The sequence below is a fragment of the Kaistia hirudinis genome (genome assembly GCF_014196455.1).
GTDB lineage: Bacteria > Pseudomonadota > Alphaproteobacteria > Rhizobiales > Kaistiaceae > Kaistia > Kaistia hirudinis.
This window is the reverse complement of the sequence record NZ_JACIDS010000001.1, coordinates 771,446-786,965: the sequence shown is the minus strand read 5'-3', so window position 1 is coordinate 786,965 and position 15,520 is coordinate 771,446. Positions and strand designations below refer to the sequence as shown.

Below are 15,520 nucleotides of genomic sequence, written 5' to 3'. Positions count from 1 at the left end.
GTTCCGAGCCATGAGCGAGTTCCACAGCGTGCGGCGTCTGCCGCAATACGTCTTCGAGCAGGTTAACCGGCTTAAGGCGAGCGCTCGGGCCGCCGGCGCCGACATCATCGACCTCGGCATGGGCAATCCCGACCTGCCGACGCCGCAGCACATCGTTCAGAAGCTCGCCGAGACTGCCGCGCGCCCGGATGTGCACGGCTATTCCGCCTCGCGCGGCATCAATGGCCTGCGCAAGGCGCAGGCGGCGTACTACGACCGCCGCTTCGGCGTGAAGCTCGATCCGAACACGCAGATCGTCGCCACGATCGGTTCCAAGGAAGGCTTCGCCAATATGGCGCAGGCCATCACGGCGCCGGGCGATGTCGTGCTCGTGCCGAATCCGAGCTATCCGATCCATGCCTTCGGCTTCCTGATGGCCGGCGGCGTGATCCGTTCCGTGCCGGTCGAGCCGGGGCCGGAGTTCTTCCGCGCGATGGAGCGTGCCGTGATGCACTCCATCCCGAAGCCGCTCGCCGTCGTGCTGTGCTACCCGTCGAACCCGACGGCGCATGTCGCCGATCTCGATTTCTATCGCGACGTCGTCTCCTTCGCGCGCCGGCATGAGCTCTTCATCCTGTCCGATCTCGCTTACTCGGAGATCTATTTCGAGGGCGATCCGCCTCCGTCGGTCCTGCAGGTGCCGGGCGCGATGGATGTCGCGGTCGAGTTCACCTCGATGTCGAAGACCTTCTCCATGGCCGGCTGGCGCATGGGATTCGCGGTCGGCAACGAGCGGCTGATCGCCGCGCTCGGCCGCGTGAAGTCCTATCTCGACTACGGCGCCTACACGCCGATCCAGGTGGCGGCGACGGCGGCGCTCAACGGCCCGCAGGATTGCATCGCGGAGATGCGCGCGACCTACAAGCACCGCCGCGACGTGATGGTCGAGAGCTTCTCGCGCGCCGGCTGGCAGATCCCGGCACCGAAGGCGTCGATGTTCGCCTGGGTGCCGATCCCCGAAGAGTTCAAGGCGCTCGGCAGCCTCGAATTCTCCAAGCTGCTGATCGAGAAGGCCGATGTCGCGGTCGCGCCGGGCGTCGGCTTCGGCGAGCATGGCGACGACTATGTCCGCATCGCGTTGGTCGAAAACGAGCAGCGTATTCGCCAGGCTGCGCGCAACATCCGCCGCTTCCTTGAATCGGCCGACAAAACATTGCACAACGTCGTCCCGATCAGCAGCGCCCGGCGGTAGAGGCCCTCCCGTCTCGCACCGGGCCCCCTAGGGGCGGCTTATGGTTTCTTCTCTCAGGCTCGGTGTTGCCGGCCTCGGCACGGTCGGCGCGTCGCTGGTGCGACTCGTCGATCGTCATGGCGCAGAACTCTCGGCGCGCTCCGGACGAACGGTCGAGATCGTGGCCGTATCGGCGCGCGATCGCAGCCGCGATCGCGGCGTCGACGTCTCCCGCTTCGCCTGGTTCGACGATCCGATCGCACTCGCCCAGTCGGCTGATATCGACGTCTTCGTCGAGCTGATCGGTGGCGCAGAGGGCGCGGCGAACGCCGCCGTTCGTGCGGCGCTCGAGGCTGGCAAGCATGTGGTCACGGCCAACAAGGCGCTGCTCGCCCATCATGGCGCGGAGCTCGCCGCTCTGGCCGAAAGCCGCGGCGTCTCGCTGAACTTCGAGGCCGCGGCCGCCGGCGGCATTCCGATCATCAAGGTGCTGCGCGAGTCGCTCGCCGGCAATGCGGTGACGCGGATCTATGGCATCCTGAACGGCACCTGCAATTACATCCTGACGCGGATGGAGCGCGAGGGCCTGTCCTTCGACGCCTGCCTCGCCGATGCGCAGCGGCTCGGCTATGCCGAGGCGGACCCGACCTTCGATGTCGACGGCTTCGACACCGCGCACAAGCTGTCGATCCTGACCGCGATCGCCTTCGGTACCGAGATCGACGCCGGCGCGATCTATGTCGAAGGCATCCGCTCGATCACCACGGCGGATATCGAGGCTGCGGACGAGCTCGGCTATCGCATCAAGCTGCTCGGCGTCGCGACCCGTTCCGAGAGCGGCATCGAGCAGCGCGTCCACCCGACCATGTTGCCGAAATCCTCGCCCATCGCGCGCGTCGACGGCGTGACCAATGCGGTTGCCGTGGAGGCCGATTTCGTCGGTCGCCTCGTGCTCGCGGGTCCGGGTGCCGGCGGCGATGCCACGGCGTCCTCGGTGGTGAGCGATATCGCCGATATCGCGCGCGGCGATGTTGTCGGCACGTTCGGCCGTCCGGCCTCGGCTATGCGGCCCTACCAGCGGGCGACCATCCAGTCGCATGCCGGCGGCTATTATCTCCGCCTCGCGGTCTTCGATCGGCCCGGCGCGCTCGCCGCGATCACCACGCGGATGGCGGAACAGGGCATCTCGCTCGAATCCATCGTGCAGCGCCGGCGTGCGCCGAAGGCCGATGCGCCGGATCATCCGCAGCCGCTCGAGCCGCAACCCGTCATCCTCATCACCTATGATACGACCGAAGCGCAGGTGAAGGCGGCGTTGGAGCGGATTTCGACAGATGGACACATCGCCGAGCATCCGCAGATGATACGGATAGAACAACTGGCATAGGGCGGGGCCGCGTCATGGCGATCACGGTGGAGAAGAAGGCGGGGCTCGACCGCATCCTCACGATGGAGATCGTCCGGGTTACCGAGCGAGCCGCCGTCGCGGCGGCCAGGTGGCGCGGCCGCGGCGACGAGAGAGCCGCGGACCAGGCGGCCGTCGATGCGATGCGCAAGGAACTCAACCGCCTTCCGATCCAGGGCACGGTCGTCATCGGCGAAGGCGAGCGGGATCAGGCGCCGATGCTCTTCATCGGCGAGACCGTGGGCAATGGTGCCGGTCCGCAGGTCGATGTCGCGCTCGACCCGCTCGAAGGCACGACGATCTGCGCCAAGAACCAGCCGAATTCGCTCGCCGTGATCGCGATCGCAGAAGCCGGCAGCCTGCTCAACGCCCCCGACATCTACATGCAGAAGATCGCCATCGGGCCCGGCTATCCGCCGGGTACGGTCGATCTCGACCGCTCGCCGGCCGAGAACATCACGGCGCTTGCCAAGGCCAAGGGCGTGCCCGTCAATGAGATCACCGTCTGCATCCTCGACCGGCCGCGCCATGCGGCGCTGATCGAGGCCGTCCGCGAGACCGGCGCGGCTGTCCGCCTGATCGGCGATGGCGACGTCGCGGGCGTGATCCATGTCGCCAATCCGGACGAGACCGGCATTGATATCTATCTCGGCAGCGGCGGCGCACCGGAAGGCGTCCTCGCGGCGGCGGCGCTGCGCTGCACGGGCGGCGAGATGCAGGGCCGTCTCATGATCCAGTCCGAGTCGCAGCGCGCCCGCGCGCTCGCCATGGGCATCAAGGATGTCGACCGGAAATACACGCACCGCGAGATGGCGCGCGGCGACGTGCTCTTCGCCGCGACGGGCGTGACCGATGGCAATCTGCTGGCCGGCGTCCGTTTCGCCCGTTCCGGCGAGATCACCACCGATACGGTGGTGATGCGCTCCTCCACCGGCACGATCCGCTGGATCAAGGCGACGCATCGCGATCATTCCAAATTCGACCTTCCCGGCTGAGACTGTGACGGAAGCCGGTCCCGCGCGGCGGCGCTTCCTGGGTGTCGAGCATTCGCTGACCGGCCGCGTCTGGACGGAACGGCTCGACGAGGCGGGGTCGCTTGCGGCCAGCGCGATGGCGCAGCGCGACGGCATTTCCGAACTCGTCGCCCGCGTCATGGCGGGACGGGGCGTGGCGATCGAGGATGCGGCCGGCTTTCTCGCGCCGAGCCTCCGTGCGCTCATGCCCGATCCCTCGACGCTGACCGACATGGACGCCGCCGCGGCGCGCATCGCCGACGCCGTGACCGCCGGCGAAAGCGTCGCGATCTTCGGCGACTACGACGTCGACGGCGCCTCGTCCTCGGCGCTCCTGGCGCGGTTCCTGCGCGCGCAGGGCATCGAGGCGCGCATCTATATTCCCGACCGCATCTTCGAGGGCTACGGCCCCAATCCGGAAGCGATCCGCAGCCTGATCGCCGAGGGCGCGCGGCTGATCGTGACCGTCGACTGCGGCTCGACCAGCTTCGAATCGCTCGCCCTCGCCGAGTCGCTCGGCTGCGATGTCGTGGTGCTCGACCATCACCAGATGTCGGAAGAGCGGCCGCCATCCCGCGCGCTGGTCAATCCCAATCGTCCGGACGATCTCTCCGGTCTCGGCTATCTGGCCGCCGTCGGGGTGACCTTCATGGCGATCGTCGCGGTGAACCGCGAATTGCGGCGGCGCGGCTGGTATGGCGAGGCGCGGCGCGAACCCGATCTGATGCAGTGGCTCGATCTCGTGGCGCTCGGTACGGTCTGCGATGTCGTCCCGCTCGTCGGGTTGAACCGGGCCTTCGTCGTGCGCGGACTGGCGATCCTGCGCCAGGCCGGCAATCCGGGGCTCGCGGTGCTGGCGCGCCTCGCCCGCGTCGATGGTCCGCTCTCGCCCTATCATCTCGGTTTCCTGCTCGGCCCCCGCATCAATGCCGGCGGGCGCATTGGCGACGCGGCGCTCGGCGCGAAGCTTCTATCGCTCGACGATGAAGCCGAGGCCGAGATCGTCGCGGCGACGCTCGACGATCTGAACCGCCAGCGCCAGGCGATCGAGACCGCGATGCTGGAGGAGGCTGTCGCCGAGGCGGATGCGGAGATCGGCAGCTCGGAAGGCCCGGCCGTTCTGGTAACCGCCAATCCGCGCTGGCATCCGGGTATCGTCGGCCTGATCGCGGCGCGTCTCAAGGAGCGCTTCCGGCGGCCCGCCTTCGCCATCGCCTTCCACGCCAACGGGACGGGGACGGGGTCGGGCCGCTCGGTCTCCGGCGTCGATCTCGGAGCGCTGGTGCGCCGCGCCGTCGCCGAGGGCCTGCTCGTCAAGGGCGGCGGGCACGCGATGGCGGCGGGACTCACCATCGAGATGTCGCGGCTCGGCGATTTTCGCGCCTTCCTCGAGGCGAATGCGGCCGAAGCCTCGCGCGCGGCGCGCGAGGAGCATGTGCTGCGGATCGACGGGGCGCTGACGGGGCGCGCGGCGACGGCGGAACTGATCGATTCGATCGAGCGGGCCGGGCCCTTCGGCGCCGGTCACCCGGAGCCGGTCTTCGCCTTGCCCTCCCACCGCATCGCCTATGCGGAGGTGGTCGGCAACGGCCATGTCCGCGCCTCGCTGTCGACCGGAGACCACAATTTGAAGGCGATCGCGTTCCGCGCTGCGGACACCGATCTCGGCCGGGCCATGCTGGAGCGCCGCGGCCTGCCGCTCCATTTTGCCGGCATGCTGGGCATTGATCATTGGCAGGGGCGCCGTCAGGCGAGCTTCCGCATTCTCGACGCCGCGGAGCCGCCGCGAATCTGAAGCGCGCGGCGCCGCGTTGACTTGCCCTCGGGGGCCGATAGTTTGCCGCTGCCACCCTCGAAGGACGGACGACATGAACGGTGCCGACAGGCTTTGCGATGTGCTTCTCGCCAACGGGATCGACGTCACCTTCGCCAATCCCGGCACGTCGGAGATGCATTTCGTGGCGGCGCTGGATCGAAAGCCCGCCATGCGCTGCGTGCTCGGCCTGTTCGAGGGTGTCGCGACCGGGGCGGCCGATGGCTATGGCCGCATGGCCGAGAAGCCAGCCGCCGTGCTGCTGCATACCGGACCGGGTCTCGCGAACGGCCTCGCCAATCTGCACAATGCCCGCCGCGCGCACACGCCGATCGTCACGGTCGTCGGCGACCATGCGAGCCATCACCTCGCCTTCGATGCGCCGCTGACCACCGACATAGAGAGCCTCGCGCGGCCGATGTCGCACTGGGTCGGCCGGGCGAGCGGACCGGAGAGCGTCGGCGCGACCGCCGAGGCGGCGATTCGCGCGGCCGAGACGGGGAGGGGCGTCTCGACCATGATCCTGCCGGCCGATTCCGCTTGGGGGCCCGTCGAGGCCGCGCCCGTCACGCCGATCGCGTGGCCGGTGCCGCCGCTTCCCGATGCCCCGACGATCGAACGTGTCGCCGCCGCCTTGCGTGCGCATGGTACGCGGGCCGGTATCGTCCTCGCCGGCCGGTCGTCCTATGGCGCCGCGCTGGAGACGGCCGGCCGCATCGCCGCGGCGACCGGTGCGCGCCTGTTCGGCGAAGTCCTGAGCGCCCGAACGGCACGGGGCCGGGGCAGGGTGCCGCTCGAGCGCATCCCCTATCCGATCGATCTGGCGCTTGCCGCGCTGAAGGATCTCGATGTGATGATCCTGGTCGGCGGGCAGGAGCCCGTGGCCTTCTTCGCCTATCCCGGCAAGCCGAGCCGCATCCTGCCCGAATCCTGCCGCGTCGAGACGCTGGCCGCCGTCGGCGAGGACGAAGCCGGGGCGCTGGCGGCGCTCGCCGAGGCGCTCGATGCGCCGGCGCAGGCGGCTGCCGTGCCCGTCGCCGCCCCGCCGGCCTTGATCGAGGGGCTCGCGGGACCGCTCACCGACGACGCGATCACGCGCGTCGTCGCCGCGCTGCTGCCCGAGAATGCCATTCTCGCCGACGAGGGTCTGACATCGGGGCGCAGCTTCTGGTCGCTCTCCGCCTCGGCGGCGCCGCACGACTATCTGATGATCCCCGGCGGCGCGATCGGCAATGGCATCCCGATGGCGACCGGCGCCGCGATCGCGTGTCCGGATCGCAAGGTCGTCGCCCTGCAGGCGGATGGCAGCGCGATGTACACGGTGCAGGGGCTGTGGACGCAGGCGCGCGAAGGGCTCGACGTGGTGACAGTGATCTATTCGAACCGCGCCTACGCGATCCTGCGCCTTGAGATGCAGAATGTCGGGGCGGGGCATTTTGGCCGCAACGCCGAGCGCATGCTCGACATCGACGCGCCGGCGCTGGATTGGGTCAGCCTGGCGCGCGGCATGGGCGTCGAGGCGGCGCGGGCCGAGACCGCCGAGGCCTTTCGCGATCTGTTCAAGGCCGCGCTCGGGCGGCGTGGCCCCTTCCTGATCGAGGCGGTGATCTGACATGGCTTTGCGCGCGCTGCTGTTCGACAAGGACGGGACGCTGGTCGATTTCGCGCTGACATGGAACGGCGCCGCGGCGTCCGTCCTGGCGACTTTGGCTGGCGACGATGATGGTTTGCACACGCGGCTCGCCGGCATCCTGCATTTCGATCGCGCGAGCGCCACGATCATGCCGACCTCGCCATTCGTGGGCAGCACCGTCGACGACATCGCGGTCGAGTTCGCCCCGGCGCTCGGCGACGACGATCCCGAGGCGCTCGCCGTGCGGCTTTCGGCGCTGTTCAACGCCGGCGCGCTCGCCTCGGTCGCGCCGATCGGCGATCCGCACAGCCTGCTGACACTGCTCAAGGCCGAGGGCTATCTGCTCGGCATCATCACCAACGACACCGAATCCGGTGCGCGGGCCCAGGCCGAGAAGCTCGGCCTCGATCATCTGTTCGACGCGATCATCGGCTACGATTCCGGCCATGGCCGGAAGCCCGATCCCGGCCAGATCCATGCGTTTCTTGACCGTTTCGGCGTTGGCCCGGCCGAGGCTGCGCTGATCGGCGACACGATGCACGATCTCGACGCCGCGCGCGCGGCCGGCGTCCTCGCGATCGGCGTGACCAGCGGCTATCTGTCGGAAGAGGCGATGGCGCCGCATGCCGACCACGTGATCGCCTCCATCATGGAACTTCCGGACCTCCTCGCGCATCAGGCGCTTTAGCGCCGCCTTCGGTGGCGCCGGCCGGCGCGGCACGCTATCTACAGCGCCGATGCACGGTCGTGCCCGAAGGCTGACCCGCGCCCGGACCAGATCGAGGAACCCGCCATGGACAAAGCCGTCGTTACCGAACTGAACCTCGTCGATCCAACGCTGCTCAAGTCGCGCTGCTATGTCGATGGCGCCTGGGTCGGCGAGGGCGAGATCGACGTCACCAATCCGGCGAGCGGCGCGGTAATCGGGCGCGTGCCCCGCTTCGGCGCGGACGAGACGACCAAGGCCGTGGATGCCGCCGCCGCCGCGTTCAAGCCCTGGGGCGCGAAGACGGCCAAGGAGCGCTCCAAGCTGATCCGCCAGTGGTATGAGCGGATCATGGCGCATCGCGACGATCTCGCGCTGATCCTCACGTCCGAGCAGGGTAAGCCGCTCGCCGAAGCGCTTGGCGAGATCGATTATGCCGCGTCCTATATCGAGTTTTACGCCGAGGAGGCGAAGCGGATCGCCGGCGAGACGCTGCCGAGCCACCGCGCCGATGCGCGCATCCTCGTGCTGCGCCAGCCGACCGGCGTGGTCGGCGCCATCACGCCCTGGAATTTCCCGGCGGCCATGATCACGCGCAAGGCGGCACCGGCGCTGGCGGCGGGCTGCACGGTGGTGCTCAAGCCGGCTGGCGAGACGCCGCTCACGGCTTTGGCGCTTGCCGAACTCGCCGACCGGGCAGGGATCCCCAAGGGCGTCTTCAACGTCGTCACCGGCGAGTCGCGGGCGATCGGCGGCGTGCTGACCTCGCATCCCGCCATCCGTCTCGTGAATTTCACCGGCTCGACCGAGGTCGGCAAGACGCTGATGCGCCAGGCGGCCGGCACGGTGAAGAAGGTCGCGCTGGAACTCGGCGGCAATGCGCCGTTCATCGTGTTCGACGACGCCGATCTCGATGCGGCGGTCGAGGGCGCGATGGTCTCGAAATTCCGCAACATGGGCCAGACCTGCGTCTGCGCTAACCGCCTCTATGCGCAGTCCGGGATCTACGACGCCTTCGTCGAGAAGCTCACCGCCGCCGTCGCGAAGCTGAAGGTCGGCGACGGCACGGCCGATGGCGTGACGCAGGGCCCGTTGATCAACGACAAGGCGATCGCCAAGGTCGAGGAGCACCTCAAGGACGCCATCGCCAAGGGCGGGCGCGTGGTGCTCGGCGGACATCGCCATGCGCTCGGCGGCTCGTTCTTCGAGCCGACGGTGCTCGCGGGCGCCCGCGCCGACATGATCCTGGCGCGCGAAGAGACGTTCGGGCCGATCGCGCCCGTCTTCCGCTTCGAAACCGAGGCGGAAGTGATCCACGCGGCCAACGATACGGAATTCGGCCTCGCCGCCTATTTCTATTCGCGCGACATCGGCCGGATCTTCCGCGTCGGCGAGCAGCTGGAATACGGCATGGTCGGCATCAATTCCGGCCTGATCTCGACGGAACTTGCGCCCTTCGGCGGCGTGAAGGAGAGCGGCAACGGCCGCGAGGGCTCGCATCACGGCATCGACGAGTTCGTCGAGAAGAAATACCTTCTCGTCGCCGGCCTCGATCGCTGAGGCAGTTGCTCAGCTTTCGTCGGCGGCGAGCGGATCGTAGCTGCCGAAGTGCCACTCATAGCCCTCGATATCGCGGCAGGAATATTCCCTCGAACCGTAGGGCGTGTCCTCCGGCGGCCGTGCGATCACGGCGCCGGCGGCAGCTGCCTTGTCGTGATGCGCGTCGACATAGGGTACGCAGACATAGATGCTGCCGGCGCCGCCTGTCACGGTGCGCCCGGCGGCGACGGCATCGGCATCGAATCCGCCGAGCATCAGCAACCCATTGCCGAAGCGCAGTTCCGCATGCGCGATGGTGCCGTCGGGACCCTCGTGAATGGAATGGATCGCGAATCCGAACGCAGCCACGAGGAAATCGATGGCCGGGCGTGGGTTGCGATAGCGAAGGCACGGAAACAGCCGCGATCGATCGGTCATGGCTCTTCTCCAGGGTGACGCGACGGGAGCCCTGCCCAGGCACCGTCACGATCGGCTTCACCGGACATCGATCCTCTCGTCTGGAACGGCCGAGCGCAAGCGCAGGTTCCGTCGATACGGACGCTTAAGGCGTGTGGCGAAATCATGGTGACGGCGTTCACTGCCGAAGGTTGCGAGCGGGTCTACACCTCTTCTCACGAAGCGCGAGACTTGGATTGACGCGCGAGACTTGGGGTCATGATCATGCGCACGACATTCGCTCTTATTATCGCTCTGATGTTCGGCAGCATCATCGGCACCACGCTCGCCGCTGGCGCGATGGTCATTTCCTGATCCAGGGCCATTCGCTCCGCACCAGCTCTTCAATGCGGCCGATGCATATCGATCGGCCTCGGCACCACTCACCCGCATACTGTTCGCCGCTCGCTTCTGTAGTATGAGGCAACGGGGAATCTTGTCGGGGTTGTGCGTGGTGGGCGTTGTGGCGCGGGATGACGTGAAACCTGATCTATCTGGAGAGGGCAATCCGTTTCAGGGAGGGTCCGGCCAGCCGCCGCCGGCTCTGACCATCATCGTGCCCTGCTACAATGAGGAAGAGGTTCTGCCGGCGGCGTCGTCAGCGCTGAAATCCCTGTTGCAGGATCTGATCGCCGAGCGGTTGGTCGCCGAGGAAAGCCGGATCCTATTCATCGATGACGGCTCGCGCGACCGCACCTGGTCCCTCATTGCCCAGCTGGCGCGCGGCGATCGCCTCTTGTCGGGCCTGAAGCTCTCCGGGAACCGGGGCCACCAGAACGCCGTGCTCGCCGGCATCCTGACCGCGCCAGGCGATCTGACGATCACGATCGACGCCGATCTGCAGGACGATCTCGGCGCGATCCGCGGGATGATCGAGGCGAACCGCGAGGGCGCCGACATCGTCTATGGCGTTCGGGGCGCGCGCGATTCGGACACGCAGTTCAAGCGCCTCACCGCCGAGGGCTATTATCGGCTTCTGCACGCTCTCGGCGTCGACATCATCTTCAACCACGCCGACTATCGATTGATGAGCCGACGCGCCGTCGAGGCGCTGCGCGAATTCGGCGAGGTGAACCTCTTCCTGCGCGGCATCATTCCGCAGTTGGGCTTCAGGACGGCCAAGGTCGAATATGACCGCAAGCCCCGCCTCGCCGGCGAATCGAAATATCCGCTCCGCCGGATGCTTGGCCTCGCCATCGACGGCATCACGTCGTTCTCGACGCGCCCGCTGCGCTGGATCAGCATCGCCGGGCTCGTGATCTCGGCTCTCTCATTCCTACTGGCCGCTTGGGCGTTGGTGTCGCACTCGCTGAATTTCGCCGTGCCGGGATGGGCGTCGACCGTCATTCCGCTCTATTTTCTCGGCGGCATTCAGTTGCTGTCGATCGGCGTCATCGGCGAATACATCGGCAAGATCTATATGGAGAGCAAGCGTCGCCCCCGCTTCATCGTCGAGGAGACGCTGAATTTCGAGCGTCATCGGATGGATTCGAATCGTGATTGAAAGCGTCGCGGTGCCGGCACGATTGGTAGGGCGGGGTGGAATGGACAGGTTCGATCTGGCGGAACGTCCTTGATCGCCTTCGTTCGACGGTGGGTACGGGCGCTGCGGTTCGTGATCGTCAGTGCCATGGGCGCCGGCATCGATTTTCTCGGCACCACGACGGCGCTCTATTTCGGCGCGGCCTTGCCCATCGCGCTGGCGGCTGGCTGGTCCGCAGGGCTCGGGATCGGCTATCTCGCCCAGGCGTTCTGGACCTTCGGGGTCCGGCCGACCTGGCGCAGTTTCCTTCAGTTCGCGCTCAACTGCGCCTTCCTGCTGCCCGTGCGCTATGTCGTGGTGACGGTGGCGGCGCTGGTGACGCCTGCCGGGTTCTATTGGGATTGCGGGCGCATCTTCGTCGCGATGTGCGTCACGCTCGTGCTTAACTACTACATCTCCAGGACCTTCATCTTCCGGGCCCGTCAGGACGGTCGGCAGCCTTAGCCGCGCGTCTTGCCGCCTGTCGTCGCAGAGCGCGAACGGTGGCAAACATCGGCCGCTTGATCCGGATCAAGGCAAAATTCCCGTAATCGCCAAGCATATCGATGTCCTCACGAGGTATTTGATATGAAGGCGGCCTGCGAATTGAAGAGCGATTGCATCCGTTGGAGCCCTGCGCCCGATGCGGTCCTCCTCGAAAAATATGATGCGCGCGTGCCGCGTTACACGAGCTATCCGACCGCGCCGCATTTCCACGCCGGCATAGGTGAGGGCGATTATCGGAACTGGCTTGCCGCCATAGACCGTGACAAACCGATCTCGCTCTATCTCCACATCCCGTTCTGCAAGCAGCTGTGCTGGTACTGCGGCTGCAATACGCAGGTGACCAACCGCTCCAGCGCGCTCTCGGACTATGTCGATGCGCTACTCGGCGAGATGGCGTTGGTGCGCCACGCCATCGGCCATGCCGCGCGCGTTTCGTCGATCCATTTCGGCGGTGGCACGCCCAATGCGCTGTCCCCTCGTGATCTCGAACGCATCCTCGTGGCCCTCCGCCGCCAGTTCTCGATCGACGCGGCTTGCGAGATCGCCGCGGAGATCGATCCGCGCGTCCTCGAAGGCGAATGGGTCGACGTCGCGGTGGCGAACGGCCTCAACCGGGCCAGCCTCGGCGTCCAGGACCTCGATCCGCGCGTTCAGGCGGCGATCAACCGGATCCAGCCCTTCGCGCTGACGGAACGCGCTGTCGAACGCCTCCGCAAGGCCGGAGTCGACTCGATCAATCTCGACCTGATGTATGGCCTGCCGCACCAGACGACCGAGACGATCGCCCGCACGATCGCCGATGTGCTGCCGCTCCGCGCCGATCGTTTCGCGCTCTTCGGCTATGCGCATGTGCCTTGGATGAAGCCGGCCCAGAAGCTCATCGCCGATGCGTCCCTTCCGGATGCGGCGGAGCGCTTCACCCAGCAGTCCGTCGCGGCGGCGCTGATCGTCGAGGCGGGCTACGTCCAGATCGGGCTCGATCATTTCGCATCGCGCGAGGACCAGCTCGCGGTTTCGTCTGGCGATGGGCGTCTGCATCGCAATTTCCAGGGCTATACGACCGACGAGGCCGAGGCGCTGGTCGGACTCGGCGCTTCGTCCATCGGCCGGCTCGATGGCGGCTATATCCAGAATGCGACGCGGATCCCCGAATGGCGCGACGCGCTGGCGGAAGGACGCCTGCCCGTCGCGCGCGGCATCGCTGTCTCGGACGACGACCGGATGCGCAGGACCATCATCGAAACGTTGATGTGCAGCTTCCGGGTCGATCTCGGCGAGATCGCCGCCCGCTTCGGGCTGCGGGAAGGAGCGTTCGACACGGAGATCCAGAATCTGCGGGCGTTCGTGGATGACGGGCTGGTGGTGCTGCGTGACGGACGTGTGTCGGTGACGGAGCGGGGACGGCCATTCGTGCGCTCGGTCTGCGCCGTCTTCGATCGCTATCTCGATCGCAGCGCCGGCCGGCACAGCCGCAGCATCTAGAGCGAGCGGCGCCGAGAGCGCCCATCATGCCCCGGCGCCTGCCCATGCGGGAAGTCGGCAACGAAACAGACACCGGATCGCGGCGCAGCGGCGAGGGAACGGCACATGGCCAAGGCGTATGAAACTCATCCCATCGCGGAGGAACAGATCGAGGGCGCCTTTGTGCTTGCGCGGCTGTCCGAGCCGGGCCTCGATCTGGAGGGGTGGCGCGATCGCTGTCTGCGCTCGCGGTGGCACGGCGCTGGCGAGATCGCCGTCGTCTCCAATACGCGCGGCTACGTCCAGGGCCTCGCGATTATCGTGCGGCCGGGGCATTTTCTGCGGCACGACGCGCTGGAAGTTCCCTGTTTCGTCGTCGCGAGCGCCGCGGACGACGTGGGCGTGGGGCAGGAGCTCTTTCGCTATGTTGCCGACTGCGCGCGGCAGGCTGGCTGCCCGTCGATCCACATCCATTTCGCCGACGATTCCGAGCAGACCCTGTCGGCCGATGCGGCCCCCGAGGAGGTGAACTTCCTGCTGCGGGCGACGCCCAAGGTCAGGCTGCCGGACAGCGGCGGCGCCCCGCCGGCGCGGTCGGCGTCAGCGCCCCGATAGTTCGGCCTCAGTCGTCGGCCTGTCCGGTGAACACATACCCGATCCCGCGCACCGATTTGACGAGCTTCGGATTGGCCGGATCGCGCTCGATCTTCTTGCGCAGCCGCGCGATCTGCGCGTCGATCGTGCGGTCGAACGCCTCGAGAGAGCGGCTGCGCGTGAGGTCCATGAGCGTCTCGCGCGAGAAGACATGGCCCGGCTGGCGCGCGAGCACCATCAGGATGTCGAACTCGCCCGTGGTGAGCGCGATCGCCTCGCCGGCGGCGTCGTGCAGTTCGCGCCGGCCGACATCGAGCCGCCAGCCATCGAACTGGATCACGTCGCCGGGCCGCGCCTCTGGCTCGGCTAGGGGACGGGGACGGCGACGCCGGAGGATGGTGCGCAGCCGCGCGAGCACTTCGCGCAGGTGAAACGGCTTGGCGATGTAGTCGTCGGCGCCTATCTCCAGGCCGACAATGCGATCGACGACGTCGTCGCGCCCGGTGAGCATGATGATCGGCACATCGGAACGGCTGCGCACTTCGCGCGCGAGTTCGAGCCCGTCTTCGCCGCCGCCAAGCACGAGATCGAGCAGGATCGCGTCGATCGCACGCTCGCGCAGCGCCTCGCGCATGGCCTTGCCGTCGGCGACGGCGGTCACGCGATACGATTCCCCTTCGAAATAACGCACGAGCATCTGGCGGATCCTGGGGTCGTCATCGACCACCAGGATGTGCTCCGTGCGTTCAGCTGCGTCGCTCATGCGCCGTATCTGGCCGGGTCGTTCCGGCACGCCTTGTTACAGTCCGTCACAAATTGGCACTCACGCTAACACGCGCATCGATCTGTCGTCACGCGGAGGACCACAAATGGCTGCATCGCGACCCGATGTGGAGCCCCATCATGCTGTCCCAAGATTCGATCGCTGCGGTCAACCACTTCGTCCGGCAGGTCCCCTGCGAGGCCGAGCGTCCGACGCTCCAGGGGCTGTTCAGCCGCCAGCCCATCGAGAAGTTCGAGGCCGGCACGGCGGTGTTCTGGGAAGGCGACGAGGCCGATCATGTCTTCGAGGTCGTCGAGGGCGTGCTGCGCATCTACAAGATCCTCGGCGATGGCCGGCGCGTCATCACGGGCTTCATGTATCCAGGCGACCTGATCGGCGTCTCGCTGAAGGATCGCTACCTCTATACCGCCGAAGCGGTCACCCGCATCCAGGTTCGCCGCTTCGCGCGCCAGCGCTTCCAGGAGGAGATCAACCGCTCCCCGGAGCTTCGTCCCCAGCTCTTCGCGCGGCTTTGCGACGAGATGGCCGCGGCGCAGGACCAGATGGTCCTTCTCGCCCGCAAGAGCGCCGAGGAGCGGGTGTGCAGCTTCCTCCTCCTGATCTCCCGGCGCCTCGATCGCGACGGGCAGGCGCTGCGCGTCGTCGAGGTGCCGATGACGCGGCTGGACATGGCCGACTATCTCGGCCTCACCATCGAGACCGTGTCCCGCATCATGACGCGTCTGACCAGCCGCGGCGTCATTTCGCCGAGCGGCCGGCACGCGATCATCGTGCGCAAGAGCGACAAGTTGACGACCCTTGCAGGCGAAGTCGAAGCGGACCATAACCCTTCCGCCGCCTACACCCATCAGGCGGTTTGGCCGAACTGACGCTTGAA

At 67.3% G+C, this 15,520-nt stretch carries 14 protein-coding genes; 12 read left to right on the top strand and 2 right to left on the bottom strand.

Annotated features, from left to right (window positions below):
- Positions 1-10: 10 nt before the first annotated feature.
- The 7 genes from GGR25_RS03635 (at position 11) to GGR25_RS03605 (ending at position 9,340) form a co-directional block, all read left to right on the top strand.
- Positions 11-1,231: an LL-diaminopimelate aminotransferase gene (locus GGR25_RS03635; RefSeq protein ID WP_183397335.1), complete on the top strand. Its 1,221-nt coding sequence runs from the start codon at positions 11-13 to the stop codon at positions 1,229-1,231.
- 40 nt (positions 1,232-1,271) lie between these two features.
- Positions 1,272-2,597, top strand: a complete 1,326-nt coding sequence (locus tag GGR25_RS03630) for a homoserine dehydrogenase (protein WP_183397334.1) — start codon at positions 1,272-1,274, stop codon at positions 2,595-2,597.
- 14 nt (positions 2,598-2,611) lie between these two features.
- Positions 2,612-3,610, top strand: coding sequence for a class II fructose-bisphosphatase (gene glpX, locus GGR25_RS03625; RefSeq protein WP_183397333.1), 999 nt, complete (start codon positions 2,612-2,614; stop codon positions 3,608-3,610).
- Between the two features lie 4 nt (positions 3,611-3,614).
- Positions 3,615-5,423 carry a single-stranded-DNA-specific exonuclease RecJ gene (recJ, locus tag GGR25_RS03620; protein WP_343067960.1) on the top strand — a complete coding sequence of 603 codons (1,809 nt, stop codon included), beginning with the start codon at positions 3,615-3,617 and terminating at the stop codon, positions 5,421-5,423.
- A gap of 73 nt (positions 5,424-5,496) precedes the next feature.
- Entirely contained in the window at positions 5,497-7,053 is a 1,557-nt protein-coding gene (locus GGR25_RS03615) for an acetolactate synthase large subunit (RefSeq protein ID WP_183397332.1), read from the top strand.
- A 1-nt stretch (position 7,054) separates the two neighbouring features.
- On the top strand, positions 7,055-7,762 hold the full coding sequence (locus GGR25_RS03610) for an HAD family hydrolase (RefSeq protein ID WP_183397331.1): 708 nt from the start codon (positions 7,055-7,057) through the stop codon (positions 7,760-7,762).
- 105 nt (positions 7,763-7,867) lie between these two features.
- Positions 7,868-9,340 (top strand): NAD-dependent succinate-semialdehyde dehydrogenase, encoded by a 1,473-nt coding sequence (locus GGR25_RS03605; RefSeq protein WP_183397330.1) that lies wholly within the window; start codon positions 7,868-7,870, stop codon positions 9,338-9,340.
- A gap of 9 nt (positions 9,341-9,349) precedes the next feature.
- On the opposite strand, the gene GGR25_RS03600 is transcribed toward GGR25_RS03605, so the two are convergent.
- Positions 9,350-9,757, bottom strand: a complete 408-nt coding sequence (locus GGR25_RS03600) for a VOC family protein (protein ID WP_183397329.1) — start codon at positions 9,755-9,757, stop codon at positions 9,350-9,352.
- 496 nt (positions 9,758-10,253) lie between these two features.
- Here GGR25_RS03600 and GGR25_RS03595 point away from each other — a divergent pair, with 496 nt between their 5' ends.
- From GGR25_RS03595 to GGR25_RS03580, 4 genes are all read left to right on the top strand, one after another.
- On the top strand, positions 10,254-11,279 hold the full coding sequence (locus tag GGR25_RS03595; protein ID WP_343067959.1) for a glycosyltransferase family 2 protein: 1,026 nt from the start codon (positions 10,254-10,256) through the stop codon (positions 11,277-11,279).
- Between the two features lie 69 nt (positions 11,280-11,348).
- On the top strand, positions 11,349-11,762 hold the full coding sequence (locus tag GGR25_RS03590; protein WP_183397327.1) for a GtrA family protein: 414 nt from the start codon (positions 11,349-11,351) through the stop codon (positions 11,760-11,762).
- 123 nt (positions 11,763-11,885) lie between these two features.
- Entirely contained in the window at positions 11,886-13,286 is a 1,401-nt protein-coding gene (gene hemN, locus GGR25_RS03585) for an oxygen-independent coproporphyrinogen III oxidase (RefSeq protein WP_183397326.1), read from the top strand.
- 105 nt (positions 13,287-13,391) lie between these two features.
- The gene (locus GGR25_RS03580) at positions 13,392-13,880 is read left to right on the top strand and encodes a hypothetical protein (RefSeq protein WP_183397325.1); all 489 of its coding nucleotides are present in this window, start codon (positions 13,392-13,394) and stop codon (positions 13,878-13,880) included.
- Between the two features lie 7 nt (positions 13,881-13,887).
- On the opposite strand, the gene GGR25_RS03575 is transcribed toward GGR25_RS03580, so the two are convergent.
- Entirely contained in the window at positions 13,888-14,622 is a 735-nt protein-coding gene (locus GGR25_RS03575) for a response regulator (protein ID WP_183397324.1), read from the bottom strand.
- Between the two features lie 140 nt (positions 14,623-14,762).
- Between GGR25_RS03575 and GGR25_RS03570 the strand changes: the two genes are divergently transcribed.
- Positions 14,763-15,512, top strand: coding sequence for a cyclic nucleotide-binding domain-containing protein (locus tag GGR25_RS03570; RefSeq protein ID WP_183397323.1), 750 nt, complete (start codon positions 14,763-14,765; stop codon positions 15,510-15,512).
- Positions 15,513-15,520: the final 8 nt, after the last annotated feature.

What these genes read in the sequence shown, in the direction of transcription:
- GGR25_RS03570 (WP_183397323.1), top strand. Translation starts at nt 14,763, where the DNA reads ATGCTGTCCCAAGATTCGATCGCTGCGGTCAACCACTTCGTCCGGCAG.
- GGR25_RS03580 (WP_183397325.1), top strand. Translation starts at nt 13,392, where the DNA reads ATGGCCAAGGCGTATGAAACTCATCCCATCGCGGAGGAACAGATCGAG.
- glpX (WP_183397333.1), top strand. Translation starts at nt 2,612, where the DNA reads ATGGCGATCACGGTGGAGAAGAAGGCGGGGCTCGACCGCATCCTCACG.
- GGR25_RS03575 (WP_183397324.1), bottom strand. Translation starts at nt 14,622, where the DNA reads ATGAGCGACGCAGCTGAACGCACGGAGCACATCCTGGTGGTCGATGAC.
- GGR25_RS03605 (WP_183397330.1), top strand. Translation starts at nt 7,868, where the DNA reads ATGGACAAAGCCGTCGTTACCGAACTGAACCTCGTCGATCCAACGCTG.
- GGR25_RS03635 (WP_183397335.1), top strand. Translation starts at nt 11, where the DNA reads ATGAGCGAGTTCCACAGCGTGCGGCGTCTGCCGCAATACGTCTTCGAG.
- GGR25_RS03615 (WP_183397332.1), top strand. Translation starts at nt 5,497, where the DNA reads ATGAACGGTGCCGACAGGCTTTGCGATGTGCTTCTCGCCAACGGGATC.
- GGR25_RS03610 (WP_183397331.1), top strand. Translation starts at nt 7,055, where the DNA reads ATGGCTTTGCGCGCGCTGCTGTTCGACAAGGACGGGACGCTGGTCGAT.
- GGR25_RS03630 (WP_183397334.1), top strand. Translation starts at nt 1,272, where the DNA reads ATGGTTTCTTCTCTCAGGCTCGGTGTTGCCGGCCTCGGCACGGTCGGC.
- GGR25_RS03600 (WP_183397329.1), bottom strand. Translation starts at nt 9,757, where the DNA reads ATGACCGATCGATCGCGGCTGTTTCCGTGCCTTCGCTATCGCAACCCA.
- hemN (WP_183397326.1), top strand. Translation starts at nt 11,886, where the DNA reads ATGAAGGCGGCCTGCGAATTGAAGAGCGATTGCATCCGTTGGAGCCCT.